The sequence below is a fragment of the Candidatus Palauibacter sp. genome (genome assembly GCF_965216145.1).
Lineage (GTDB): Bacteria > Gemmatimonadota > Gemmatimonadetes > Palauibacterales > Palauibacteraceae > Palauibacter.
Genome location: NZ_OZ244149.1, coordinates 1,759,131 through 1,783,913, shown reverse-complemented (window position 1 = coordinate 1,783,913; position 24,783 = coordinate 1,759,131). Strand labels below are relative to the sequence as shown.

20 protein-coding genes are annotated in these 24,783 nt (G+C 68.9%); 13 read left to right on the top strand and 7 right to left on the bottom strand.

Translation table 11 applies throughout. The features are described from left to right. The first annotated feature begins 111 nt into the window (after positions 1–111). The 4 genes from ACOOHF_RS07830 to ACOOHF_RS07815 all read left to right on the top strand — a co-directional run bounded on the left by ACOOHF_RS07830 (position 112) and on the right by ACOOHF_RS07815 (position 5,116). The gene (locus ACOOHF_RS07830) at positions 112–1,320 is read left to right on the top strand and encodes a dipeptidase (protein WP_419934449.1); all 1,209 of its coding nucleotides are present in this window, start codon (positions 112–114) and stop codon (positions 1,318–1,320) included. Positions 1,321–1,406: 86 nt separating this feature from the next. Further along, positions 1,407–2,552, top strand: a complete 1,146-nt coding sequence (locus ACOOHF_RS07825; protein ID WP_420464073.1) for a fumarylacetoacetate hydrolase family protein — start codon at positions 1,407–1,409, stop codon at positions 2,550–2,552. Between the two features lie 25 nt (positions 2,553–2,577). After that, complete coding sequence (locus ACOOHF_RS07820; protein ID WP_420464072.1) at positions 2,578–3,765, top strand: fumarylacetoacetate hydrolase family protein; 1,188 nt, start codon at positions 2,578–2,580, stop codon at positions 3,763–3,765. A gap of 19 nt (positions 3,766–3,784) precedes the next feature. After that, positions 3,785–5,116, top strand: a complete 1,332-nt coding sequence (locus tag ACOOHF_RS07815; protein ID WP_419934446.1) for an amino acid permease — start codon at positions 3,785–3,787, stop codon at positions 5,114–5,116. Here ACOOHF_RS07815 and ACOOHF_RS07810 read toward each other — a convergent pair. Next, positions 5,109–5,639 carry a thioredoxin family protein gene (locus ACOOHF_RS07810; RefSeq protein WP_419934445.1) on the bottom strand — a complete coding sequence of 177 codons (531 nt, stop codon included), beginning with the start codon at positions 5,637–5,639 and terminating at the stop codon, positions 5,109–5,111. The genes ACOOHF_RS07815 and ACOOHF_RS07810 overlap by 8 nt on opposite strands. 130 nt (positions 5,640–5,769) lie before the next feature. On the opposite strand from ACOOHF_RS07810, the gene ACOOHF_RS07805 reads away from it, so the two are divergent. Together ACOOHF_RS07805 and ACOOHF_RS07800 are read left to right on the top strand one after the other, a co-directional pair. Beyond that, positions 5,770–6,705: a dimethylarginine dimethylaminohydrolase family protein gene (locus tag ACOOHF_RS07805; protein ID WP_420464071.1), complete on the top strand. Its 936-nt coding sequence runs from the start codon at positions 5,770–5,772 to the stop codon at positions 6,703–6,705. Between the two features lie 13 nt (positions 6,706–6,718). Next, positions 6,719–7,246 carry an SRPBCC family protein gene (locus ACOOHF_RS07800; protein ID WP_419934443.1) on the top strand — a complete coding sequence of 176 codons (528 nt, stop codon included), beginning with the start codon at positions 6,719–6,721 and terminating at the stop codon, positions 7,244–7,246. Here the strand turns inward: ACOOHF_RS07800 and ACOOHF_RS07795 are convergent. Continuing rightward, positions 7,243–7,860 carry a MarC family protein gene (locus tag ACOOHF_RS07795; protein WP_420464070.1) on the bottom strand — a complete coding sequence of 206 codons (618 nt, stop codon included), beginning with the start codon at positions 7,858–7,860 and terminating at the stop codon, positions 7,243–7,245. The two genes, ACOOHF_RS07800 and ACOOHF_RS07795, sit on opposite strands and share 4 nt — an antisense overlap. Positions 7,861–7,982: 122 nt before the next feature. Here ACOOHF_RS07795 and ACOOHF_RS07790 point away from each other — a divergent pair, with 122 nt between their 5' ends. After that, positions 7,983–9,434 (top strand): serine hydrolase domain-containing protein, encoded by a 1,452-nt coding sequence (locus ACOOHF_RS07790; protein WP_420464069.1) that lies wholly within the window; start codon positions 7,983–7,985, stop codon positions 9,432–9,434. A gap of 27 nt (positions 9,435–9,461) precedes the next feature. On the opposite strand, the gene ACOOHF_RS07785 is transcribed toward ACOOHF_RS07790, so the two are convergent. Further along, complete coding sequence (locus ACOOHF_RS07785; protein ID WP_420464068.1) at positions 9,462–10,079, bottom strand: MBL fold metallo-hydrolase; 618 nt, start codon at positions 10,077–10,079, stop codon at positions 9,462–9,464. 131 nt (positions 10,080–10,210) lie between these two features. On the opposite strand from ACOOHF_RS07785, the gene ACOOHF_RS07780 reads away from it, so the two are divergent. The 5 genes from ACOOHF_RS07780 (at position 10,211) to ACOOHF_RS07760 (ending at position 17,483) form a co-directional block, all read left to right on the top strand. Beyond that, positions 10,211–11,572 carry an MATE family efflux transporter gene (locus ACOOHF_RS07780; protein WP_420464067.1) on the top strand — a complete coding sequence of 454 codons (1,362 nt, stop codon included), beginning with the start codon at positions 10,211–10,213 and terminating at the stop codon, positions 11,570–11,572. Between the two features lie 147 nt (positions 11,573–11,719). After that, positions 11,720–12,940, top strand: coding sequence for an ATP-binding protein (locus ACOOHF_RS07775; RefSeq protein WP_420464066.1), 1,221 nt, complete (start codon positions 11,720–11,722; stop codon positions 12,938–12,940). A 111-nt stretch (positions 12,941–13,051) separates the two neighbouring features. Further along, on the top strand, positions 13,052–14,596 hold the full coding sequence (locus tag ACOOHF_RS07770; RefSeq protein ID WP_420464065.1) for a tannase/feruloyl esterase family alpha/beta hydrolase: 1,545 nt from the start codon (positions 13,052–13,054) through the stop codon (positions 14,594–14,596). Next, complete coding sequence (locus ACOOHF_RS07765; RefSeq protein ID WP_420464064.1) at positions 14,593–15,072, top strand: (2Fe-2S)-binding protein; 480 nt, start codon at positions 14,593–14,595, stop codon at positions 15,070–15,072. Before ACOOHF_RS07770 ends, ACOOHF_RS07765 begins: the two co-directional genes overlap by 4 nt. Next, positions 15,069–17,483, top strand: coding sequence for a molybdopterin cofactor-binding domain-containing protein (locus ACOOHF_RS07760; RefSeq protein WP_420464063.1), 2,415 nt, complete (start codon positions 15,069–15,071; stop codon positions 17,481–17,483). Before ACOOHF_RS07765 ends, ACOOHF_RS07760 begins: the two co-directional genes overlap by 4 nt. 11 nt (positions 17,484–17,494) lie before the next feature. Here the strand turns inward: ACOOHF_RS07760 and ACOOHF_RS07755 are convergent, their stop codons facing one another. After that, positions 17,495–18,544: a methyltransferase domain-containing protein gene (locus ACOOHF_RS07755; RefSeq protein WP_420464062.1), complete on the bottom strand. Its 1,050-nt coding sequence runs from the start codon at positions 18,542–18,544 to the stop codon at positions 17,495–17,497. 101 nt (positions 18,545–18,645) lie between these two features. Here ACOOHF_RS07755 and ACOOHF_RS07750 point away from each other — a divergent pair, with 101 nt between their 5' ends. After that, on the top strand, positions 18,646–19,875 hold the full coding sequence (locus ACOOHF_RS07750; RefSeq protein WP_420464061.1) for a multidrug effflux MFS transporter: 1,230 nt from the start codon (positions 18,646–18,648) through the stop codon (positions 19,873–19,875). On the opposite strand, the gene ACOOHF_RS07745 is transcribed toward ACOOHF_RS07750, so the two are convergent. The 3 genes from ACOOHF_RS07745 to ACOOHF_RS07735 are packed head-to-tail and all read right to left on the bottom strand — an operon-like array spanning position 19,865 to position 24,690. After that, positions 19,865–20,977, bottom strand: coding sequence for an acyltransferase family protein (locus tag ACOOHF_RS07745; protein WP_420464060.1), 1,113 nt, complete (start codon positions 20,975–20,977; stop codon positions 19,865–19,867). The genes ACOOHF_RS07750 and ACOOHF_RS07745 overlap by 11 nt on opposite strands. An 18-nt stretch (positions 20,978–20,995) precedes the next feature. Further along, the gene (locus ACOOHF_RS07740; RefSeq protein WP_420464059.1) at positions 20,996–23,863 is read right to left on the bottom strand and encodes an outer membrane beta-barrel protein; all 2,868 of its coding nucleotides are present in this window, start codon (positions 23,861–23,863) and stop codon (positions 20,996–20,998) included. Then, positions 23,860–24,690, bottom strand: a complete 831-nt coding sequence (locus ACOOHF_RS07735) for a GLPGLI family protein (protein WP_420464058.1) — start codon at positions 24,688–24,690, stop codon at positions 23,860–23,862. Before ACOOHF_RS07735 ends, ACOOHF_RS07740 begins: the two co-directional genes overlap by 4 nt. Positions 24,691–24,783: the final 93 nt, after the last annotated feature.

The window sequence follows — 24,783 nt, the reverse complement described above, 5'->3', positions numbered from 1 at the left end:
CCCGACTCCGCACCCGAGACGGCCGGAAGCGGCATGGGTGGCGGCGGATCGGTTCGGACGCGAAAATCGTAGGGTGACCGATCCATCCTTCCAACTGGAGGCGTGAGGATCATGCAGGTTTCCGTTCGCACATCGTTGGGGGTGCTCTCCGCCGCACTGGCTACGGTATTCGTGGCGCTGACGCTCGCCCCGCCGGGTCTCCGGGCGCAGGACGAGCACCTCGAGATCGCGAAGCGCGTCCTCTCCAGCGTCCCGATGTTCGACGGCCACAACGATCTGCCGTGGGCGATCCGCAACGCGGACCCGCCGATGGACGTCCGGGCCTACGACATCTCGAAGCCCACACAGGGCCACACGGACCTCGCCCGCCTCCGGGCCGGCGGCGTCGGGGCCCAGTTCTGGTCCGTCTACGTCCCCGCCTCGGTCATGGAGGAGGGCGGCGGCGCCCGCATGCAGCTGGAGCAGATCGACATCGCGCACCAGATCATCTCCGATCACCGCGAGGACCTCGGCCTCGCCGTCACCGCCGCGGAGGTGATGGGCCAGTTCCACCGCGGGAAGGTCGCCTCCATGCTCGGCATCGAGGGCGGCCATGCGATCGAGAACTCGCTCGGCGCGCTGCGCGCCTTCTATCACCTCGGCGTCCGGTACATGACGCTCACGCACAGCGCCAACATCGACTGGGCGGACTCGTGCTGCGAAGCTGCGGAGTTCGGCGGGCTCACCGCCTTCGGCGAAGAGGTGGTGCGGGAGATGAACTGGCTCGGCATGCTGGTCGACATCTCGCACGTGTCGCCCGAGTCGATGCACGACGCACTCGATGTCGCGGAAGCCCCCGTCATCTTCTCCCACTCCTCCGCCCGCGGCGTCACCGACCATCCGCGCAACGTGCCCGACGACGTGTTGCGGCGCCTGCCCGAGAACGGCGGCGTGGTCATGGTGACGTTCGTGGAGTCGTTCGTGAATCAGGCGGTCGCGGACTACTCCGGACCGCCCGAGGGGCGCCCGCGGGCCACCATGGCCGACGTGGTGGCCCACATCGAGCATGTGCGCGCCGTGGCCGGGATCGAGCACGTCGCCATCGGCGGAGACTTCGACGGCATCGACCGGGGACCGGTCGGACTCGAGGACGTTTCGACGTACCCGGCCCTGTTCGCCGAACTCTCGCGCCGCGGATGGACCGAATCCGAGCTTCGCGCGCTGGCCGCCGACAACCTGCTCCGGGTCATGCGCGCCTCGGAGGCCACGGCCCGGCGGCTGCAGGCCGAACGCGGTCCTTCGACAGCCACCATCCAGGGACTGGACGGCCTGGTCCCTTGATCCTTCCGTACCCCAGCAGAGAGGAGAGTCCCATGAGGACATCACCAAGATCAGCACCGAAGCCTGCACTGATCGGACGAGCGGGTATGGGATGGGCGCTCGCAGCGTGTTTGGTCGCGGGCCTCTCTTCCGCAGCTTCCCTCGCGGCCCAGGGCGAGCCGGATCTCCAGATCGCGGAACCGTTCAAGGTGGGGACGTTCGAGATCGGGGGCCTCCGCACCGTCGGGCTCGTGCTGCGCGACCACTACATCGTCGACATCGCGGCGGCGAACCTGGAACTCGAACGGAATCCCAACTATCCGCGGGTTCCGGCGCCCACCGACATGCTCGACCTCATCGGCCGCTACGAGTACGGGGTTCGGCTCCGCCTGTATGAGATCGTCAACGGCCTCGTGACCGGCCAACGCCTGACCGGGCCGGAGAGGGCGGAATTCATCCACGATGTCGAGGACGTGCGGATCCTCCCGCCCATCATGTTTCCGGGCAAGATCCTGAACGCGGCGACCAACTTCTACAGCCGCGTCGCCGAGACGGGCACCGAGGAGGAGAGAGCCGAAGCTCGCCGAGAGCGCCGCGAGAACCGGGGGGTGCCCTACCTGTACCTCAAGCCGTCGCGCGGCGTGGTGATCGGGGCCAACGATCGCATCGTCGTTCCCTACGGCCGAGACCAGACCGACTGGGAGGTGGAACTCGGCACGGTCATCGGGCGGGCGACGAAGTACGTCGCCGCGGAGGATGCCCAGGAACACATCTTCGGGTACACCGTGACGATCGATGTGTCCGACCGGGGCGGGCGGCCGCCGGGCGGCAACCCCACGGCTTCGGACTGGCTGGTCGGGAAGGGTCACGACACGTTTGCACCGATGGGCCCGTGGATCGTCCCAAAGGAGTTCTACGGCGACCCGATGGAGATGCTCCGGCAGACGCTGGACGTGGGCGAAGAGCGCATGCAGGAGGCGACGGCGACAGACATGATCCACTCGCTGTGGGAACTGGTCGAATACGCCTCCTCGATCCTGACCCTCTTCCCGGGTGACGTGATCAACAACGGCACCTCGGGCGGCGTCGGCGAGGGCACCGCTCGATTCCTGCAGCCGGGCGAGGTCGTCACGGCCACCATCGACGGGATCGGTACGCTCCAGCTCCCGGTCGTGGCGGGAACGCCGCCGCCCGGAGAAATCGGCGTTCGACTGCCTCCCTTGTGGTCGTACAGGCGGGACCCCGGTAACTGACGCCACGAGCGCGGGAGACACCCTCATGAGACAGACCACTTCGGCCGCTTCGGCCACGACTCGCGCGGCCCTCGCCGTTCTGGCGGCCGCGGCCCTCGTGTCCTCCGCTCCGCTCTCGGCCCAGCGGGGGCCGGAGATCGAGATCGCGGAGCCGTTCAAGGTGGGGACGTTCGAGATCGACGGCGTTCCGCGCGTCGCCCTCGTGCTGCGCGACGCCCTCATCGTCGACATCGAGCCTGCGAACCGGGCTCTCGAGCGAAATCCCGACTATCCGCCGGTGCCACCGCCCGCCGACATGGTCGACCTCATCGGCCGCTACGAGTACGGGGTTCGGCTCCGCCTGTACGAGATCGTGAACGACCTCGTGGCCCGGAGCCGGCTGTCGGGGAGTGACAGAGCCGATTTCGTCCACGATCTCGAGGACGTGCGGACCCTTCCGCCGATCATGTACCCCGGCAAGATCCTGAACGCGGCGGTCAACTTCTACAGCCACGTCAACGAGGCGGGCGGCGAGGAGGAGAGAAGCGAAGCCCGCCGCCAGCGGCGTGAGAACCGCGGCGTCCCCTACCTGTTCCTCAAGCCGTCGCGCGGCGCGGTGATCGGCGACGGCGACCAGATCGTGATCCCCTTCGGCCGGGACCGCACCGACTGGGAGGTGGAACTCGGCGCCGTGATCGGGCGCAGCGCCAAGTACGTTTCCGCCGAGAACGCCGAGGATCATGTGTTCGGGTATACGGTGACGATCGATGTCTCCGACCGCGGCGGACGGCCGCCCGGCGGCAATCCCATGACCTCCGACTGGTTCGTCGGGAAGGGTCACGACACGTTCGCGCCGATGGGTCCGTGGATCATCCCGAAGGAGTTCTACGGCGACCCCATGGAGAGGCTGCGCCAGACGCTGGACGTAGGCGGGGAGCGCATGCAGGAGGCGACCGCGGGGGACATGATCCACACGCTGTGGGAACTGGTCGAGTACGGTTCCTCGATCGCGACCCTGTTCCCGGGGGATGTGGTCAACAACGGCACCTCGGGCGGCGTCGGCATGGGCACCGCGGTCCGCGGGGAGACGCGATTCCTGCAGCCCGGCGAGGTGGTCTCGGCCTCGATCGATGGGATCGGCACGCTGCGGCTCGAGGTCGTGGAGGAGACGGAGCCGCCCGGCGGGACCGGGGCCCGGCTCCCGCCCGTGAGGAGCTATCGCGGGAACCGCTGAGGCGGGCCCCGAGCGCGGAATGACGCGGCGACCCGCGCTCGGGCTGTGGATGTGCACGGCCCTCGTGGTCGGGAGCATGGTGGGCTCGGGCGTCTTCCTGCTCCCCGCCTCGCTCTCCCCCTACGGCGGGATCAGCATCCTCGGCTGGCTGGTGAGCGCCGGGGGCGCCATGTGCCTCGCACTCGTGATGGCTCGTCTCGGGGCACTCATCCCGCGAGTCGGAGGGCCCTACGCCTTCGCGCGGGAGGGGTTCGGTGATTTCGTCGGATTCTGGGTCGCGTGGGCCTACTGGATTTCGCTCCTCACGGCCAATGCGGCGCTCGCCGTGGCGACCGTGAGCTACTCGACCGTTTTCTGGCCCGGGCTGGGTGACTCGCCCGCCGCGGGAGCGATCGCGGCACTCGTCGTCCTATGGGGTCTGGTGCTCGTCAACGTCCGCGGGGTCCGGACCGCGGGGCAGGTGCAACTCGTCACGACGGTGCTCAAGCTGCTGCCCCTGGCCGCCGTAGGGACGATCGGGTTCCTCTACTTCCAGGGCGGCCACTTCCGCCCCTTCAACCCCTCCGGAGGCAGTCCCGTCGCGGCCGTCACGGCGACGGTCACCCTCACGCTGTGGGCCTTCATGGGACTCGAGGCCGCGACCGTGCCCGCCGACGACGTCCGGGATCCGGCCCGCACGATCCCGCGGGCCACGATCCTCGGGACCGTGATCGCGGCGGTCATCTTCATCGTGAGCACCTCCGCCGTAATGGGCATCATCGCCCCGGCGGACCTCGCCGTATCCACGGCTCCGTTCGCCGATGCCGCGGGATCGATCTGGGGGGACGGTGGTCGACTCGTGATCGGCGCGGGCGCCACCATCGCCTGTTTCGGCGCCCTGAACGGGTGGATGCTGCTCTCCGGACAGCTACCGCGGGCCGCGGCGCTCGACGGCCTGCTCCCGGCGGCCTTCGGGCACCTCGGCCCACGCGGCACCCCGTGGTTCGGGCTCGTCTTCGCGGGAGCCGTCGCGACCATCCTCATCGCGATGAACTACACGCGCGGCCTCGTGCAGGCCTTCACCTTCCTCATCCTGCTCTCGACGCTCTCGACGCTGCTCGCCTACGTGTTCGCCAGCGCGACCGGGCTGCTGTTCGCCCTGCGTGAACGCCTCGCCTCGCCCGGCGCGAAGGCGCCGGTGGGACGCATGGCCGTGAGCACCCTCGCGTTCGGCTTCTCGTTCTGGGCGATCGCGGGAGCCGGCCCCGAGACGGTCTTCTGGGGCTTCCTCCTCCTCGTGGCCGGGGTCCCCGTCTTCGTGCTCATGCGAGTACGAAGCTCCCGCGCCGAGACCGGCCAACGGCTCAGCTGAGGGCGGCTCCCTCCAGCACGGTGAGGAACTCGTCGAGCGCCGTGCGGCCCTTGTCCCGCGCGTAATACCGGCGGACCTCCCCCCGGTAGCGGTCCTTCACGTCGAGCTTCGTGCCCTCCGTCATGACCCACGCCTGAATGGGTGCCGGCCGCGGACCCCACCAGCCGCGCTCCTCGAAGTCCGCGTCGTAGGCGATGAGGACGGGGATCGAACGGCTCGTCCCGTTGGTGAGATGGGCGTCCATGAGGTCGGGGTTCTCGTCGCGGAGGAGGACCCGGAGTTCGATGTTCGGGGTCAACTCGGCCAGCCGATCGAACACCGGCAGCGTGTTGATCGCGTCGCCGCACCAGTCCTCCGTGAGGGCGACGACATGCCAGCTCCCCGGGATGGCGCGGGCGCGCTCCCGCGGCGCCTCGTCCACCGCGGCGCGGCGAGCCAGAGCGTGCCACAGTTCGCGATTCTTCTCCACCGTCTCCAGGTATTCGGAGAAGGTGGGGGCGGCGAGAAATCGCTTGCGGTCCAAGGCCGGGAATCCTTCGCGACGGGTCACGGGTCGGGGGGTGGCGGCCAGCGAAGCTACCGGCGCCGGGGTAGCTTGGGCCAGAATCAGGGGTTGCCGATCCGCAGGCGCGAAAGGGAGCAGGCCGTCGGGAATGGGCGTTCCATCGCGGAGTATCGAGGCCGCTGCAGGCGCGAGTTTCGGCGTCGCGAGCATGGTGGCGCCGCTGCGGCGGGTCGCGATGCGGCGCCCGGGCCGGGCGACGCTGGAGGCCGATCCGGCCCGCTGGCACTACGCGGGACCGCTCGAGCCCGAGCGGCTGCTCGGCCAGTTCGAGGCGCTGGCCGCGCACGTGGCGGCCTCCGGCGCCGAGATCGAGTGGATCGGTGGCGCGGTGGACGACGACCTCGCGGACTCGATCTTCACGTTCGACGCGTCCTTCATGACGCCCGGCGGCGCGATCCTGCTCCGGCCCGGAAAGGCGCTGCGGCGTCCGGAGGTCCGACTTCACGAAGCGCTTTACGCGCGGCTCGGCGTGCCGGTGGTCGGCGCCATCGCCCCGCCCGGCGTGGCGGAGGGCGGTGACCTCCTGTGGGTCGACGACCGCACCCTCGCCGTCGGCCGCGGCTTCCGCACGAACCAGGCGGGCATCGACCAACTGCGCGGGATCCTGGCCCTCCTCGGGGTCGAACTCCACGCCTTCGATCTCCCGATGTGGAACGGAAGCGCGGCCTGTCTCCATCTCCTGTCGCTCGTCAGCCCTCTCGACCGGGATCTCGCGCTGGTCTATCCCCGACTCCTTCCCGTGGCGCTGCACGCGTTGATGCGGGAACGCGGCGTCCGGTGCCTGGAGGCGGACGACGAAGAGTTCGAGGCCTCCGGCGGACTGAACCTGAACGTGCTCGCGACCGCCCCTCGCCGTTGCATCGCCATCGATGGATTCCCGCGCACGGCGAGGCTCATGCGGGACGCGGGCTGCGAGGTCACCCTCTTCCCGGCGGACGCGCTCTGTCTCCCGTGCGAAGGAGGTCCGACCTGCCTCACGCTGCCCATCCTCCGCGGCGAGCGACCCGACGCGCACCCGGCGTAAGAGGATCGATCCCATGAAACGCATCATCATCGGCATGCTCGTCCTCATCGCGGTCGCGTTCGCCGTCGTCTACGGCGTCGGGCGCTCGCTGCCGCAGAACCACGTCGCAGCCGTCCGGGCGGAGTTCGCCGCATCGCCGGACGAGATCTTCGAGACGATCGTCGACTTCCGGGCGCACCCCGAGTGGCGACCCTCCGTCGAGCGCGTCGAGGAACTTCCGTCCCGGGATGGAAGGCCGGCCTGGGTGGAACTCGGAGCCACCGGCCCGCTGCCCATGGAATTGACCGAGAGCGAGCCTCCCACCCGGCTGGTGGCGACGATCATCTCGGAGGGCCTGCCCTTCGGCGGACGCTGGATCTACGAGATCGAACCCGCCGCCACCGGGGCCACCGTGACGATCACCGAGGAGGGGGAGGTCTACAGCGCGATCTTCCGCTTCGTGAGCCGCTACATCATGGGGCACCACGCGTCGGCCTCGCTCTTCCTCAGCGACCTCGGCGCGCACTTCGGGGAGGACGTCACCGTCGACATCGTCCGCTAGCCGGCGAAGAACTCCCGGATGCCGCCGAGGGCCATCTGGCAGCCGATGGCGAGCAGGATCAGACCCGAGAAGCGCTCGAAGATCCGGACCGCCCGCCGGCTGAGCGCGTTCGACAGAAAGCTGGCGGCGAGCAGCACCGCGAGCACGCCCATCGATGCCACGAACACCGCGATCAGCGTTGCGACGGGAACTCCGATCAACACACCGGGCTCTTCGAGCGCCAGCGTGATCACCGCGGTGATCGCCGCCGGCCCCGCGATCAGCGGCATGACGAGAGGGACCCAGAGGTGGTCTTCCGTCTCGCCGGGGGCGCGACGCACCCCGGTGATCCCGAACCCGGCGCCGCGGAGCATCTCCAGTGACGCGAGGATGAGGACGAGACCGCCGGCCGTCCGGAACGCGGCGAAGCTCACGTCGAAGAGGCCCAGTATGCGCGCGCCGGCGACCGCCGAGACGCTGAGCACGATGAGGACTCCGAACGCGACCTTGACCGCCGCGCGGCGCAGTCCGGCCCGCGAGAACCCGTCCGTTGCCGCGAAGAAGAAGGGCAGCTCGGCGAGCGGGTTCGTGAGCGCGATGAGCGCGATGGAGGCGTAGAGTATCTGGTCGATCACACAGACAGGATATTCCCACCCACTCCGTGGCGCGACCGCGACCGTCCGCTCTTGGCTGGCCCGGGGGGCGCTACGCATGTTGAACCGGCTCTGACGCGTCTCATCAGATTCCGGGGGAAGCCATGAAGCGCCTCACGTTCGCGGCCATCGCGCTCGTCCTCCTCTCGCCCGCGGCCGTCCATGGCCAGCGGGGAGAGTCCTACGACTACTTCGCGCCCCAGCGGGAGATGATCCAGCGCGGCGTCCAGGCCATCCTGCAGTGCAACGGCCTGTTCACGGGCGACCGCACACTGGAGCAGGTCTTCGACCAGGAGCTGGCCTACCTGGACCCCGTCGGGACGGCGGAGGGCGGCGACTACGTCGTCGACCGGGAGAGGAAGGCGGTCGCCATCGGGGCGCCCGGGGCGATCCCGGTGATGCGGGCGGCGTTCCGCGACGGGATCGGGTGTGTGATCATGGCCCCGGACCAGACGTTCGACGACATCGCTGAACTGCCGATCCAGACGGCCCCGCCGCTGGCGGGCGACCCCTCCGGCATGGCGTGGCCGGACGGCGACATCGTCGCGGACATGGGCCTCCCGGCCGGTGTGGATCCGGTGGCGCTGCAGGCCGCTTCCGACTGGACCTTCGAGCGTGAGTCGGAGGAACAGGTGACACTCAGCTTCATCGTCGTGCAGGACGGCCAGATCCTTCACGAGCGCTACGCCCCCGGCGTGAACGCGGTCACGAAGACGAGGACCTGGTCGACCGCGAAGAGCATCGCCTCCACCCTCATCGGGATGCTCGTCGACGAGGGCAGGCTGGACCTCGACGCGCCGCTCCCGTTCGGCTGGCTGCCCGAGAACGCCGGCTCGCAGGAGACGGATCCGCGCCGCCACATCACGCTTCGCCACGCGCTCAACATGTCGAGCGGGCTCTACCCCGTGGACAGCTGGGGGATGGAGTACGCGACCGGGTCCGGTTTCTCCTACTGGGCCGGCGTGAGTTCGGTCGAGGGGGCGCGCAACCGCTCGCTGATGCGCGAGCCCGGCACCTTCTGGGACTACGAGAACTACGACACGCTGCTCGGCGTGTACGCGATGAAGCTGGCGATCGGCGATCCGCAGGCCTACCTCGAGTTCCCGCGGGAACGCCTCCTCGACAAGCTCGGGATGCGCAACACCTTCCTGAGCACCGACCGCTTCGGCGACTTCATCCTCAGCAGCCAGGTCTACACGACGGCACGCGACCTGGCCCGCTTCGGGATGCTGTACGCGCAGAACGGGATGTGGAAGGACGAGCGCCTGCTGTCCGAGGAGTGGATCGAGTTCGTGCGCACGCCGGCCCCCGCGACGTCGGAGAGCGGCAACTTCTACGGCGGCCAGTGGTGGCTCGTGCCCGACGACCGCACCGACGTCCCCTCCGACGCGTACTCGACGGCGGGCAACCGGGGCCAGTACGTGGTCGTCGTCCCCTCACACGACCTGGTCATCGTCCGCCGCGGCCTCGACTACGGCCGGCAGGGCTTCAGCCAGTGGGACATGACGCGCGAGGTGCTGAAGGCCTTCGACCCCGTGGCCACCAACAACCGCTAGGGCGTCGGCGGCGGCGGTCCGGGGCCGTCAGACCTCGCGGCTGCCGTTCAGGTGCAGGAGGAAGGGGTTGGTGCCGCGCTCCAGCCCCACGTTGGTCTCCGGGCCGTGTCCCGGGTACAGCCTCGTCTCGGCCGGCAGCGTCAGGACGTGTGAGCGGATCGACTCCATGAGCACGCCGTAGTTCGAGCTCGGGAGGTCCGTCCTCCCGATTGAACCCCGGAAGATCACGTCGCCCACGATCGCCAGCGGGTGCGAGGTGGAGACGAACATCACGTGGCCGGGCGCGTGGCCTGGAACGAACACCACCTCGAACTCCGAGCCGCCGAAGGAGAGATTCACGCCCGGCTCCAGTTCGACATCGGGGGGCGGGAGCGGATCGCACGGCACCCCGAAGAAGGCGGCCCACTCGACCGCGTTGTCGTAGAGCGGCTGGTCCAGGGGGTGAAGGTGGATCGGGGCGCCGGTCTCCGCCTTCGCCTCCGGGACCCCATCGACGTGATCGACGTGGGCGTGGGTCAGGAGGAGGGCCGCGATCTCCAGTTCCCGCTCACGGGCCGCAGCCAGGGCTTCCGGCGTCGCGGCGCCCGGGTCGATCAGCAGTCCGGTGCGGCCATCTTCGCACACCACGAGCAGCGTGTTCTGCACGAACGGGCCGCCCACGAAGGTGAGAATTTCGATCTCGTCCCCCTCCTATTGAGAAGAGGCGGAGTCTATCCGCGGCGCCCCGGGGCGGCAACGCGATTGCGGGGCGCGGCGTCCGGGCCGAGGATGGCGCGATGAACCTCACCCCCCGCCGTGTGGACCTGCGCCGCATGCTGCGCCTGGCCCTCCCGATCGTGACCGTCCAGGTCGGCATCATGATGATGGGCGTCGTGGACACGCTCATGGTCGGCCACCTGACGGCGACCGATCTCGCGGCCGTCGGCCTGGGCAACCTCTACTTCTTCCAGATCGCCGTGTTCGGCAACGGCCTGCTGATGGCCCTCGATCCCATCGTCGCGCAGGGGGTGGCGGCGGACGATCACGAGGCCGCCGCGCGGGGGATCCAGCGCGCCTTCGTCCTCACCCTCTTCCTGACGGTGATCAGTTCGCTGCTCTTCCTGCCCGCGGCCCAGGTCTTCGCGTTCCTGAGACAGCCCCCGGACGTGGTGCCGGTGGCCGGGGGGTACGCGGTCGGATCGATCCTCGGGATGCTGCCCTTCTACGGGTTCGTGGTGCTGCGCCAGAGTCTGCAGGCGATGGGGCGCGTGGCGCCGATCGTGTGGACGATCGCGGGCGCGAACCTCCTCAACGCCTTCCTGAACTGGGTCCTCATCTACGGCAACCTCGGCGTCCCGCGGCTGGGGGCGGTGGGTTCGGCGTGGGGATCGAGTCTGGCCCGCTGGTGCATGGCGGCGGCGCTGCTCGCGCTATCCTGGCGCTGGATGCGTCCCTACCTGAACCGGTTCAGGCCCGAAGCCCTCGATAGAGCCGCCCTCGTGCGCATGGTGCGCCTCGGCACACCGATCGGCTTCCAGCAGCAACTGGAGTTCGGCGCCTTCGCGGTCATCGGGGTCATGATGGGCTGGCTCGGAACCGAGGCCATGGCGGGGCATCAGGTGGCGCTCAACCTCGCGGCGCTCACCTTCATGGTCCCGCTCGGGATCGGGGCCGCCGCGGCGGTACGCGTGGGCCATGCGATCGGACGCCAGGACATGGAGGGGGCCCGGCGCGCCGCGGGCACCGGGATCCTGATCGGCGGGACGTTCATGTTCGTCACGGCCGGCGCCTTTCTCGCCGTCCCCGGCTTCTGGGCGGGCCTCTACTCACACGACCCGGCGGTGATCGCGATCGCCGCCTCCCTGATCCCGATCGCGGGCATCTTCCAGGTCGCCGACGGCCTTCAGACGGTCGCGGCCGGCGTGCTGCGGGGCGCGGGGGACACGTTCTTCGCCTCCTTCTTCAACGCCATCGGGTTCTGGGGGCTCGGCGTGCCGGTGAGCGTCGTCCTCACCTTTTCCCTCGACTGGGGACCGCGCGGCCTGTGGTGGGGCCTCGCCGCCGGCCTCGCCGCGGTGGCCGTCCTCCTCTTCGACCGCGTGCGCCGCGTCCTGCGCCGCGAGGTGCGCCGCGTCGCGATCGATTCGCCTGCAGCGTAGAACGCTCTCTTCTTTCAATCGGTCGCCTCATCGATTTCAATTGGTCGGCGCTTGACTTTCAATCAGTCGTGATCCAATTTTCAATTAGTCGGCACTTGGCTTTCAATCAGTCGGCACCTCGATGACAGGAGAACCGGAGTCGGGAGAATGTACCGCCGCCTCGTCGAACACCGGATTCGCGTCGCCCTGGAGGACACGCGAGTCGTCATGCTGTGCGGCCCCCGGCAGTCGGGGAAGACCACGCTGATGCAGTGGATAGCGGGAACCGACATCCCGTTCTTCACACTCGACGACCCCATCACGCTCGAGGCCGCCTCGACCGATCCCATCGGCTTCGTGCGCGGTCTGGATCGTGCCATCATCGACGAGATCCAGCGAGTCCCAAGCCTCGTACTCGCCCTCAAGACCGCCGTAGACGCCGACCCCCGCCCGGGGCGCTTCCTGCTCACCGGATCCGCGAACCTGATGACGCTGCCCCGTGTCGCCGATTCCCTCGCCGGCCGCATGGAGATCATCCGTCTGCTGCCGCTGGCGCAGGCGGAACTCCGGGGAACCCGACCCTCCTTCCTGGAGCGGGTCTTCGCGGGTGACGCACCAACAACCGCGGCCCCGGCGCTTGGTGCCGACCTCGTGGAGCTTGTTCTCGCCGGCGGGTACCCCGAGGCGCTCACTCGCTCGACGTGGCGGCGACGACGGGATTGGCACCTGAGTTATGTCGAAGCGATCCTGCAGCGAGATGTCCGCGACATCGCCCGCATCGAGCAGCTGAAGGCCATGCCGAAGCTCGTACGCGTTCTCGCGGAACATTCGGGACAACTCGTGAACTACTCCGGCTTCGGCTCCGCGCTCGACATGAACCACGTCACGACGCGGAAGTACGTCGGTGTCCTCGAAGACCTCTTCCTCATTCGGACACTGCAACCCTGGTACTCGAACGTCCTGAAGCGCCTCCTGAAATCTCCCAAGCTGCACTTTCTCGACAGCGGGCTGCTGGCTGGCTTGAGAGGGTTGTCTCCGGATCGCGTATCCCGCGACAGGACACTGTTCGGCCCGCTGCTTGAGAGCTTCGTGTTCGGCGAACTCCTGAAGCTCGCGAGCTGGGCCGAAGACCGGTACGTGTTCTCGCACTTCCGGGACAAGGACGGCAACGAGGTTGATGTCGTGATGGAAGACGGTCACGGGAGTGTGGTAGGGATCGAGGTGAAGTCGTCGGCCACGGTCTCACGCCGCGACTTCTCGGGCCTCGAGCGCCTCCAGGCCGCTTGTGGCGACCGCTTCGCGCTGGGATTGGTCCTCCATGACAACGACCGGACCATTCCGTTCGGCGGTCGCCTGGCCGCCGCCCCCCTCTCGACGCTCTGGTCCTGAGCAACGGCGGCACCGTGAACCGTTGCGGTCCAGCCTTTCCGGCGGCACCGTGATTCCGACAGTCGGCCCCTCGGGCCGCGCGTTCGCGGGAACCCAAGCCCCGGAATGAAGATGACTCGTTCGCGCCGTCTCGCGGTCTCCTTCGGCTCCGTCGCGGTTCTGGCCGCCGTCGCCATCGCCGCCGTGTCCCCCGCCCCCGCGGCCGATCTCGTCCCGGCCATGACGTGCAAGGAGCTGTCCGGCGTGTCGTGGGGCGGTTTCATCCTCGACGAAGTGTCGGAGGTCGAGGCCGGCGCGAACGACCCGGCTCACTGCCGGGTGCTGGGGACGATCGACGAGGAGATTCACTTCGAGCTCCTCCTTCCCACGGCCGCCGACTGGAACGGCCGCTTGCTGATGGGCGGGGGCGGCGGGTACGTGGGGAGCGTCCAGAACCAGGCCCTGGGCTTCGCGGGGCCGGTGTCGGTGCTGAGCCGCGGGTTCGCCACCGCCGGGACCGACACGGGCCACGAGGGCTCCGGGATCGACGCCAGCTGGGCCCTGAACCGGCCCGACCGCGAGGTGAACTTCGGCCACCGGGCGGTCCACGTGACGGCGGAGGCGGCGAAGACGATCATCCGTCTCTACTACGGCCGCGACATCGAGTACTCGTACTTCGTCGGCTGCTCGCGGGGCGGCGGCCAGGGCATGATGTCGTCGCAGCGCTATCCGGACGACTTCGACGGCATCGTCTCCGGCGCGCCGGCCTATCACTGGACCGGGCTGGGCGCCTTCTTCCTCCAGACCCAGCAGGCCCTGTTCCCGGATCCCGCGGAACTCTCCACGCCGGTGATCGACGCCGCGGCGGCGGCGATCCTCGAGACGGCGATCCTCGAGGCCTGCGACGGGAACGACGGCGTGCGGGACGGGTTCATGACGAACCCGCTCGAATGCGACATCGAGATTTCGTCGATTCCCGGACTCAGCGCAGAGCAGCGGCGGGCCGCGGAGGTCATCTACGGCGGCGCCCAGGTCGGCGACCGGCGGGTGTATCCGGGGTTCCCGTTCGGGGGTGAGAGCGACGCGGCCGGCTGGAAGCTATGGATCACGCAGGGCGAGGAGCCGGTCGGCCCGGGCATCCCGAACCTCCACTACGCGTTCGGCACGCAGATGCACAAGTACATCATCTTCGACGATCCGGAGTTCGACTATTCCACGTTCGATTTCAGCGACTACTTCGCGTGGGAGGAGCAGACCCGTCGCGCCGCGAAGATCCTCAACGCGACGGACACCGACCTCGGCGGGTTCAGGACCGCCGGCGGCAAGCTGATCCTCTGGACCGGCTGGTCCGACCCGGCGATCCCCGCCGCCGGCACGCTGAGCTACTACGAGGGTGTGGCCGCGGGGGACGACGAGTCGGACGATTACGCGCGCCTGTTCATGCTGCCCGGCGTCCTGCACTGCGGCGGGGGTCCGGGGCCCGACTTCGTCGACTGGATCTCCGCCATTCAGGGCTGGGTCGAGGAGGACGAGGCGCCCGAGCGGCTCGTCGCCACCAAGGTGAGCGAGGGTGAGGTCGCCATGCAGCGGCCCGTGTGCGCGTGGCCGGCCCGGGCCGTGTACGACGGCGCTGGCGATCCGAAGCGCGAGGACAGCTTCGAGTGCGTCCACCGATGAGTGAGATCACGCTGCGGGTGAACGGCGAGACTCACGCGCTCGACGTCGATCCGTCGACGCCGCTGCTTTACGTGCTGCGCAACGATCTCGGGGTCCGGGGACCGCGCTTCGGGTGCGGCCTCGGCCAGTGCGGGACGTGCACGGTGCTCATGGACGGACGCGCGATCCGCTCCTGCATGCGACCCGTCTCGCGCGCCGACGGCGAGATCACGACGCTGGAGGGGCTGTCCGCCGACGGTGTGCTGGATCCCGTTCAGCAGGCGTGGATCGAGGAGCAGGTGCCGCAGTGCGGATACTGCCAGAACGGACAGATGCTCACGGCGAAGGCGCTCCTCGACCGGAATCCGAACCCGAGCGACGACGAGATCCGGCAGGGGATGAACGGTGTCCTCTGCCGCTGCATGACGTACTACCGGATTCAGTCGGCCGTGAGGCGCGCCGCGGCCTCGATGGCGGGCGGGGAGGTGGAGCGATGAAGGCCCCGCGGGAGCTTCCGCCGGCGATCGACGACGCCCTCGCGCCGTGGGAAGGGACCACGTCGCGCCGGGACTTCCTCCGGACTTCGGGGCTGTTCGTCCTCGGCTTCAGCGGCGTGGGCATAGTCGGCATCGGCCGCCGGGCCCCGGGCGGCGGGCCGCCCGAGGCCAACCCGTATCCCGACCCCGACTTTCTGCAGCTCGACTCGTGGCTCGTCGTGCATGAGGACGGGACGGCCACCTTCTACGTCGGCAAGACGGACGGCGGCCAGGGAACCGGGACCGCGATGCGGCAGATGATGTGCGACGAACTCGACATCGCCTACGACGCCGCCACGCTCGTCATGGGCCGCACCGACATGACCGTCGACCAGGGCGGGTCGGGCGGTTCCGACGCGATCGAGCGCGACGCCATCGCCGCGCGCCGCGTCGCGGCCGAGGCGAGGCGGGCCCTGCTGGAGCTGGCCTCGGAGCGCTTCGAGCTACCGGTGGAGGATCTCGCCGTGAGCGAGGGCATCATCTCCGTCGGCGCGGATCCGTCACGGAGGGTCACGTACGGGGAACTCATCGGCGGCCGGCGCTTCGACGTGGCGCTGACGGGGAGGAACGTCAACGAGACCGCCGGCCTCGCGTCCGTCAAGCCGGTGCAGGAACTGAAGATCGTTGGCCAGCCGATCCCGCGGTACGACATCCCCGCCAAGGTGGACGGGTCGCTCGAGTGGGCGGTCGACGTCAAGCTCCCCGGCATGGTCCACGCCCGGAACGTACGGCCTCCGCTCGCGGGCGCGCGCCTGATCGCGGTCGACGAGTCATCTGTGCGCGACATCCCCGGTTTCCTGCGCGTGGTTCGCGAGGGCAACTACCTCGCCGTCGTGTGCGAGCGCGAGGAACAGGCGATCGAGGCGGCCGAACGCCTCGAAGCGGAGTGGGAGAGGCCCGCGACCCCGCCCTTCCCCTCGTCCGAGGATCTGTTCGACTACATGCGCGGGGCGCCCGCCGCGAACGCGGGAGGCTCCGGAAGCACGCCACGCGCTCGGGTGGAGGGGGATCCAGGCGCGGCGCTGGCGAGCGCGGCGACGGTCGTCGAAGCCGCCTACGACATCCCGTTCCAGGGACACACGGCGATCGGGCCCGCTCATGGCGTGGCCGATCCCTCGGACGGCCAGATGACGGTCTACACGAACGACATGAAGCCCTACAGCCACCGCACCGGGATCGCCGACTTCCTCGGCATGCCGCCCGAGCGGGTGCGGGTCATCTGGATGGAGGGTCCGCAGCTGTACGGTCGGACGGCGGCGGACGACGCCGGCTTCGAGGCGGCGTATCTGGCGAGGGAGCTGGGCCGTCCCGTCCGGGTCCAGTGGATGCGGCACGAAGAGACCGCCTGGGACACGAAGGGCCCCGCTTTCGCCGTCGACCTCCGCGGCGGGCTCGATGCGGCGGGCAACCTCCTCGCGCTCGACTACCGGGCCCGGATCGCCAACTACGCGCACCTCGGCTACAACCAGTCCGACACCGTGCTCATCGCGCAGCTCATGGGGATCCGGCCCGAGCGGCCGTCCCCCGGGGGCGGCGGCGGCCCCGACGAGATGTACCACATCCCGAACCGGCGCGAGGAGACCCGCCCGGTCCGCTTCCCGCTCGCCTTCGAGACGCCGCTCCGCACCGGCAACCTGCGGGACCCCAACGGGCCGCAGACGACCTTCGCCGGCGAGTCGTTCATCGACGAACTGGCCGCCGCCGCCCACGCGGACCCTGTCGAGTTCCGTCTCCGGCTCCTCCGCGGGTCGAGCGAGGACGACGACGCCTTCCTGCGCGCGCGTTCGATCGCCGTCGTCGAGGCGGCCACCGAGACGTACGGCTGGGATCCCCGACCCTCACCCGTCTCACCCGCAGCGCGGGCGGCGGACGCCGGGCGGATCCTCACGGGGCGCGGCATTGCCTACGCCTACCGCGCCCGAACGGTGGTCGCCACGATCGCCGAGGTGGAGGTCGACCGCGAGAGCGGCCGCGTCTGGGTCCGGCGCATGGTCTGCGCGCACGACTGCGGCCTCGTGATCAACCCCGACGGTCTCGAGAGCACCGTCCAGGGTAACCTCCTGCACGGGATCAGCCGGACGCTGTACGAGGAAGTCCGGTTCGATGGAGAGAAGGTGACGAGCGTCGACTGGCGCACGCACCCGACCCTGACCCACACCGACGCACCCGAGCGGATCGATGTGGTGATCGTGAACGGAGACCCGAACCCCGACCGCCCGGACCTCCCCCACTACGGAGCGGGCGAGCCCTCGCACCGAACGGTCGCCGCGGCCGTCGCGAACGCGATCCATGACGCGACCGGCGTTCGACTCCGCCGGATTCCCCTGCGCCCCGAGCGCGTGCTCGCGGCACTCACGGCGGCGGGCGTCTAGGCTTCGGCCGGCTACGAACCTCCGCGCATAGGTGACGAGTCCGGCTTCCGGGCGAGCACGAAGTACATGGGTGTGAAGATCCCGAGTTGGCCGGCCCTGGCGAACGCTGCTGCCGCCATGTTCAGGAGCCCGGAAACCCGGAGGGCGCCGCGCGGGATGATTCCGAGCCTCTCGAGCGTCCAGACGAGGCAGTGGGTCACGACGCGCCCGGCCCGGGAACTGCGGAAGTTCGCCAGCGAGAGGCCCGACCCGCTCAACGGCTCGTACCAGGGGATACACGAAGGATCCTCTACGGCCACGTCCTTCGCTTCCAGCAATTCGAACCCGGCCTCTCGGAGCGCGTGATCGACCTCGTGCGGATACGCGATGTCCGGCAGGCCGCCACCCAGTTCGAGATCGGCCTTAAGGCGCAGATGTTCGGGGTCCTGTGGGTCGAAGCGGTCCGTGAGGCAGTACTCGTACACCCCGAGACGGGCCCCGGGCTTGAGGACGCGGAAGGTTTCGCCGAAGGCGGCGAACTTGTCCGGCGCGCAGCAGGTTGTCTCGATGGCGAAGGCGGCGTCGAACGATTCGTCCGGGAAATCCATCTCCATGAAATCGCACTCGACGTAATCCGCCAGGGGACCCAGGTCGGCTGCTTCGGTCAGCGTGCGGGCTCGCGCAATCTGGTATCCGCTGATGCTCACGCCCACGATTCGGGCCCCGGAGAACCGCACCATCCGGCGCAGCGGACCCCCGATCCCGCAGCCCAGATCCAGGGCCACCATTCCCGGGCCGAGGCCGATCTTGTAGGCGAGACGGTGCTCGTGGCGGGCGAGCGAGGCCGCAAAACCCTCGTTCCGGGCGCGCGGCGCGAAGTGAAAGGACCTGTCCCAGCCGTATTCGTAGAAGTCGGTCACGAGGTCGAAATAGAGCTTGGCGAAGTTCCGGTATTCGCTCTTGCGTCGTTCCTGTGCCTCCGGGTCCTGGCCTCCGTACCGGTCTTCGTATTCCCGAATGGCGGAGGCAACGTCGCCGTCGTCGATGGCCCCTCTGAGAAAACCCGACATCCTTTGCGTCATGCGGTACCTTCCCTGGTCAGCCCGTCCCGGTGTACTGCGCGGTGGGATCGCGTCGAAATCCTGGATGGACCAGATCTTTGCCGCCGCAAAGCAGGATCGCAATGAGGATGAGCCGGGCGGCGACCGGGCCAGCCCTTCGTTCCGGCGAGTTCGTTGCCCTCGTCGCCCTGTTGATGTCGCTCGTCGCGCTCTCGATCGACGCGATGCTGCCGGGGCTGCCTGCGATCGGCCGCGACCTCGGGGTACTGCGCCGGAATGACACCCAGTTCGTCATCACGGCGTTGTTCCTGGGGCTTGGGCTCGGCCAGATTCTCTTCGGCCCGCTCTCCGACCGCATCGGGCGCCGGGCTGCCATACATGCCGGCCTCGGCCTGTTCATGGCCGGATGCCTCGTGAGCCTCTTCGCACCCACCTTCGAGGTGATGGTCGCGGGCCGTGTCGTGCAGGGCATCGGGGTCGCGGCGCCACGCATCGTGACCATCGCCATGGTGCGCGATCAGTACGAAGGCCGCCGAATGGCCCGCCTCATGTCATTCGCGATGGCCGTGTTCATCCTCGTTCCCACGATCGCTCCGGCCCTCGGCCAGGGGATCCTGTGGCTCGGAGGCTGGCGCGCGATATTCGCCACCATCTTCGTCGTCGCCGCGATCGCGTTGGCGTGGTTTTCGCTTCGCCAGCCGGAGACCCTGCCCACCGCCCGCCGCCGACCCCTCTCCCCGCGGCACATCGGCGGGGCCGCCCTGGAAGTCCTGAGAACCCGGGCCGCACTCGGCTACACCATCGCCGCCGGATGCGTGTTCGCGCCGTTCCTCGCCTACCTGAGTTCGGCCCAGCAGATCTTCCAGGATACGTATCGAACCGGCGCGCTCTTTCCGCTCTGGTTCGGAGTGCTCGCCCTCGCCACCGGGTGCGCCTCGCTCGTGAACGGTCGCCTTGTGATGAAGCATGGGATGCGCCGGCTCTCGAGGACGGCGACGGTGACCATCACACTGGTCTCGGCCGCCATGTGGACGCTGGCCCTCGCGTTTGAAGGGCTGCCTCCATTCTGGCTTCTCATGGCCTACCTGCTCGCCGCCTTCTTCTGCATCGGTCTCCTGTTCGGGAATCTCAATGCGCTCGCGATGGAGCCCCTCGGCCACATCGCCGGCGTGGGAGCCGCGGTCGTCGCATCGCTCTCCACGTTCATCGCGGTGCCGCTCGGTACGCTCGTGGGCCAACGTTTCGACGGGACCATGTACGCCCAGATCGCCGCCTTCGCCGTCTTCGGGGCGGGGACGCTTGCCGCCTCGTGGTGGGCCGAGCGGTCGTCCCCGGGGCAGGTCAGATCTTGATGTGGATGCCGCGCCGGTGGAGGATCCACATCAGGACCAGCCAGAAGCCCACCTGCGCCAGCGCGAAGGCGAGCGATCCGCCGTAGTCGCCCGCCCACGACCTGAACGCGTTCTCGTAGAGCCAGGCGCTCAAGGGTATGGTTTCCTCTCCTCCAACCGAGATGCGGGTCAGAGTCTTCGCGAACATCCCCGAGGCGACGAAGACCGCGATCGAGTTCATCCCGTACACGACGAGCGGCGTCACCCACGCGCCCCGCAGCCGCCTCACGTCGATCATCCAGTACATGGCGCCGAACAGGAGGAGCGCCGTCCCCGCCGTGAAGAGGACGTAGGAACTCGTCCACAGGTTCTTGTTGATCGGGAAGACCACGTCCCACACGAGGCCCGCGACCACCAGCCCCGCGCCCCAGACCCACATCCGGTGTGAGATCTCGCCCCCGGAGCGACCCGACCGCAGCCACTCGCCGCAGAAGGTCCCCAGCAGGCACGTCCCGACGGCCGGCAGCGTGGAGAGGATTCCCTCCGGGTCCCACATCCCCTGCCACAGACGGTCGTCCATGACGAGACGGTCGAGCCACGCGGCCAGGTTCCCGTCGGGAGTCAGATCTCCGGCAACAGACCCCGGGACTGGGACAAGGGTCATCAGAGCCCAGTAGCCGAGGAGCAGCCCCGCGGTCCACGCCGCCCGGGTGCGCGCCGACCCCCACAGGTAGAGGGCCGCCGCCGCACAGTAGACGAGTCCGATCCGCTGTAAGACGCCGTACAGGCGCATGTCCGCGAAGTCGAAGTCCGGGATCGCCCGCATCGCGAGCCCCAGCCCGATCAGGACGAGAGACCGCCGAACCACGCGCCGGAAGAGCGTGCCTCGGCTGGCCCCCTCCCCGAGCCTGCGCGAGAAGGAGAAGGGGATCGCAACCCCGACGATGAAGAGGAAGTAGGGGAAGATGAGATCGGTGGGCGTCCACCCGTGCCATTCGGCGTGGGCGAGGGGCGCGTAGACGTAGGCCCAGCTGCCGGGGTTGTTGACGAGGATCATCGCCGCGATGGTCAATCCGCGGAACGCGTCGAGCGACACGACCCGGCCCGCCGTCGGTATGGTCATACGATCCTTCGCTGGCCGCTACCCCCGGAACCGGCCGCCGCCGCGACGCCCGCCACCGCCCCCGGCCATCGACCGACTGCCCAGATACCAGGTGAAGTTCAGCATCAGGTACTGGGTGAGCGACTCCACGCGGCGCTCCTGGATGAAGCCGGGCGAGTTCGTGTACGTCACGCCCTGGTTCTGCCCTAGCACGTCGAACGCGACGAGCCGGATCTCGGCCCGGTCGTTGAAGATAAGGCGCCGGAGCGACGCCTCCCACAGGGCGACGTTCCGTCCCGGGCCGAACAGGTCCTGGTCGTAGAGGCTCCAGGTGAACTCCGTACCCAGCGTCCAGGGGCCGAGATAGACGTCGCCGCGCGCGTACAGGGTGCTGTTGAGGTAGCCCTCGTTCAACTCCTCGTTCAACGAATACTTCACGTCGCTGAAGGAGAGCTTGGCCCCGCCGCGGATGTCGAAGTCCTCCTTGGCGCGGTTCTCGAGTTCGACCCCGACCGTGTGCGACAGCGTCTGGTTCCGGTTCTCCGCCTGGTTCACGAACTCCGTCGAACTGGAGTACGAGAGCCTGTAGTTCAGGTCCACCTGCCCACCCATGAAGCGCAGCGGGGTGCCGAAGTTCGCGCCGCCGGAGGCCGACCACGCGTTGCCCAGGTTCACCGGCGCGATGGTCTGGACGCCCCGCGGCGTCACCATGCGCGACTGCGAGATGTCGTTCCCGGTGAAGCTGACGTTGGCGAAGGTGAACAGGTTGACGAAGCTGAAGGTGTCGAAGAACCGATATTCGGTGCGCAGGCGGTGCGTGTACTCCGGCTCGAGGTCCGGATTCCCCATCCGGATCCGCAGCGGGTCGCGGTTGTCGACGAACGGCTGGAGATCCGTCATGCGCGGTTCGCGCGTGGACGTCGTGTACCGGAAGTTGAGCGTCCGCGTGTCCGTGAGCTGGAGCCGGTACTCCGCGTTGGGGAGGACGTGGGTGTACCCGTTGGCGATCTCTTCGTCGCGATCGACGATCGTCCCGTTCAGGTTCGAACCCTGAACCCGCAGGCCGAGCACCAGACGCCCGGCGTCGCTCGTGCGGTTGAAGCGGAAGCCGCCCCGCAGATAGCTGTACGTCCGCTCGAAGCCCGAACTCAGGAGGGCGTTCCGGGTCCGCCCGTCGGCGAAGATGTCGAACACGGACTGGTCTTCGTTCTCGTCCGTCGCGCTCCGCTCGCCGTAGACCTCCATCACACCGCGCCCCACCGGCTGGGTCATGGAGAGCCGGAGGGAGTGGGTCAGCGTCTGGCCGATATTCGTCTGTTCCTGGAAGAGGTCCCCCCGCTGGGCGCGCGGGTTCCCCGGATCCCCCTCGATCGTCGACGTGAGGTCCGTGAAGCTGTCCGAATCGCTGAGGTTGACCCGCGCTTCGGCCACGAGGCTCCGCCCGTTGTCGTTGAGGCGCTTTCGCCACGTGAGCCGCGCATCGCCGCCGAGACTGTTCGAGTCCACGTCGTAGTCGGTGGCGGCCGTGGTGAGAAACTGCCCGGCCCCCGAGCGCGTGTCCTGGAAATCGACCCGGTCGAGCAGCGAGTTGCGCGCGTTGAAGTTGCCCCGGAGCCGGAGGTCGTGCCCCTCCGAGAAGGTGAGCTGGGAGTTGAGGTTCACCCGGTGCGAGGCGTTGTCCGTCTGGGTGCGGGTGGCGCGATCCACCAGCGAGGAGGCGTCGGTACCGAGAAGCTGCTCCTGCCGGCGGGTCTCGTTCTGGAAGTTGTCGAGCGTACTGAGGAAATAGCTCGTCCGCACCCAGTTGTCGGTGCCGAAGTCGTGGCTGGCGTTCAGTCCCAGGGCGACGGTCTCGGTGAGGCCGTCGTCGCCTCCGCCCCCGAAGTCCCCGCCGCCGCCGCGACCGCCGCCGGCGGAGGAGATCACGTTTCCCCAGCCGAACCCGGCCTGGTTCACGTTGTTGCCGCTTCCGATGAGGCCCAGCTGCGTGGTGGGGGTAAACCGGTTGAGGGTCAGCGCGCCCGCGTAGGGGATCCCGCTGCCGAAGGCGCCCGACTCGCCCCGGGCCGGAAGCCGCGCGGCGACGGATTCACCGAAGCCGGGGGACACGGCGGTGCCCTGAACATCGGCACCCAATCCGCCGGACATGCGGCCGAAGTAGCCCGTCCGGGCTTCTTCCTTCAGCTCGAGGTTGATCGTGCGTTCCTCTTCGCCGTCGGCGATGCCCGTGAACTCGGCCATATCCGACTCTTTGTCATATACCTGCACCCGTTCGACGGCGTCCGCGGGCAGGTTCTGGGTCGCGACCTTGGGGTCGCCCCCGAAGAACTCCCTCCCGTCCACGAGGACGTTCTCCACATCCTCGCCCTGTGCCGTGATCGTTCCGTCGGTCTCGACCTCGATCCCCGGCAACTGCCGCAGAAGGTCCTCCACCGTCGCGTTGGGCCGCGTCTGGAAGGCGAGCGCGTTGTAGCCGAGCGTGTCCCGCCGGTTGAGGAACGGGACGTGGTCGAGGGTGATGACGAGCGGGTCCATCTCGACGGCCATCACCTGCATCTGGATGGTGCCGATGTCCACGTGCTCGCCCGCGATCGTGAGATCCTGCCGGATGGTCGCGTGGCCGATGAGGGTGACCTGCAGGAGGTACTCGCCGGGGAGGAGGTTGCCGAGGACGAAGACGCCCTCGCCGTTGGTGGTCGTAAACGTCGTCAGGACGGAGTCGGGCTGGGCCAGCGCCACCACCATGGCGCCGCTCAGCGCCGCGCCCGCGGTGTCGGCCACGACGCCGTTCGCGCGGAACTCGGTCTGGGCCTGCGCGGGGCGGGGAGCGGCCGCCAACAGCGCCAGCCCCGCGAGCACGCCCAGCCTCGCCGCCGACCTCAGCCGGACCGCCCGGGCGCGCCTCATCGGAACTGCCCATCGAACGGACGGCGTCGGTTACCCGCCGCACGCAGCGACCGCAGTTCCTCGATCCTCTCCGCGACGAGCTGCTCGTACTCCTCGCGGGAGACCATGTCCCCATCCTCGGGCGGCGCGATGCTGTCGTCCCCCAGCTCTGTGAGGTCCACCTCTACCGCCGAGTAGAGCGTGTGTCCCGCGTCGACGGAGAGAACGAGGATGAGGCCGGGGAGGCCGCCGAACTCGCCCGGACCGGCCTGGACCGGGATCTGCGGCGTGAACCAGGCCTCGATCTCCCTCTCTTCGTGGACGGCCGTCGCCTTCTGGACCATGAAGCCGAGGAATTCGCGCTGCTCGCTTCCCAGCTTCCACTGATAGGTCGGCCGCTCGCCCATGATCAGGAACGTTCGGCCCATGAACTCGCGGGTCTCGGCGACCGAACCGCTCGCGAAGTCCACGTAAGCCTCGCGCAGGTTCTCCTGATCGCTCCGCGAGGCGGACTGCTGCCGGAGCCGCATCATCATGCCGAGCGCCCGGCGGTCCCCCCCGCCCGTGGCGCGGGCGCCGGCGCGACCTGGACCCGCCTCCTCTTCCTCGGCCGACCGCTTCATGAGGGAGCTGGAGCCGTCGAAGAGGAGAACCATGGCGGTCGTGCTCTGCGGCGGCATGCGGTCGCGCATCTGGGCCCAACGCTCAGGCACGTGAAAATCGAACTGCACGGAGCGCAGGTAGTGGACCCGGCCCTCCTGCGCCGCCGCCGCCTGGGGTACGAACCCGAAGCAGGCGACCAGCAGGGCCGGCAGGATAAGAAAGCGGATACGTTTTCGAGTCTTCATGTCGTGTGGTCGATCCCTGTGCCGAGTCCGCGGCCGACTGCTCGTCCGGCGCCGCGTTCTGCAGCGGTGATTACGTAAATGGGACACACCGGG

Coding starts and splice junctions, on each gene's coding strand:
- ACOOHF_RS07790 (WP_420464069.1), top strand. CDS start 7,983: ATGAAGCGCCTCACGTTCGCGGCCATCGCGCTCGTCCTCCTCTCGCCC.
- ACOOHF_RS07745 (WP_420464060.1), bottom strand. CDS start 20,977: ATGACCATACCGACGGCGGGCCGGGTCGTGTCGCTCGACGCGTTCCGC.
- ACOOHF_RS07830 (WP_419934449.1), top strand. CDS start 112: ATGCAGGTTTCCGTTCGCACATCGTTGGGGGTGCTCTCCGCCGCACTG.
- ACOOHF_RS07765 (WP_420464064.1), top strand. CDS start 14,593: ATGAGTGAGATCACGCTGCGGGTGAACGGCGAGACTCACGCGCTCGAC.
- ACOOHF_RS07770 (WP_420464065.1), top strand. CDS start 13,052: ATGACTCGTTCGCGCCGTCTCGCGGTCTCCTTCGGCTCCGTCGCGGTT.
- ACOOHF_RS07755 (WP_420464062.1), bottom strand. CDS start 18,544: ATGACGCAAAGGATGTCGGGTTTTCTCAGAGGGGCCATCGACGACGGC.
- ACOOHF_RS07820 (WP_420464072.1), top strand. CDS start 2,578: ATGAGACAGACCACTTCGGCCGCTTCGGCCACGACTCGCGCGGCCCTC.
- ACOOHF_RS07780 (WP_420464067.1), top strand. CDS start 10,211: ATGAACCTCACCCCCCGCCGTGTGGACCTGCGCCGCATGCTGCGCCTG.
- ACOOHF_RS07825 (WP_420464073.1), top strand. CDS start 1,407: ATGGGATGGGCGCTCGCAGCGTGTTTGGTCGCGGGCCTCTCTTCCGCA.
- ACOOHF_RS07800 (WP_419934443.1), top strand. CDS start 6,719: ATGAAACGCATCATCATCGGCATGCTCGTCCTCATCGCGGTCGCGTTC.
- ACOOHF_RS07775 (WP_420464066.1), top strand. CDS start 11,720: ATGTACCGCCGCCTCGTCGAACACCGGATTCGCGTCGCCCTGGAGGAC.
- ACOOHF_RS07815 (WP_419934446.1), top strand. CDS start 3,785: ATGACGCGGCGACCCGCGCTCGGGCTGTGGATGTGCACGGCCCTCGTG.
- ACOOHF_RS07735 (WP_420464058.1), bottom strand. CDS start 24,690: ATGAAGACTCGAAAACGTATCCGCTTTCTTATCCTGCCGGCCCTGCTG.
- ACOOHF_RS07805 (WP_420464071.1), top strand. CDS start 5,770: ATGGGCGTTCCATCGCGGAGTATCGAGGCCGCTGCAGGCGCGAGTTTC.
- ACOOHF_RS07740 (WP_420464059.1), bottom strand. CDS start 23,863: ATGAGGCGCGCCCGGGCGGTCCGGCTGAGGTCGGCGGCGAGGCTGGGC.
- ACOOHF_RS07750 (WP_420464061.1), top strand. CDS start 18,646: ATGAGGATGAGCCGGGCGGCGACCGGGCCAGCCCTTCGTTCCGGCGAG.
- ACOOHF_RS07760 (WP_420464063.1), top strand. CDS start 15,069: ATGAAGGCCCCGCGGGAGCTTCCGCCGGCGATCGACGACGCCCTCGCG.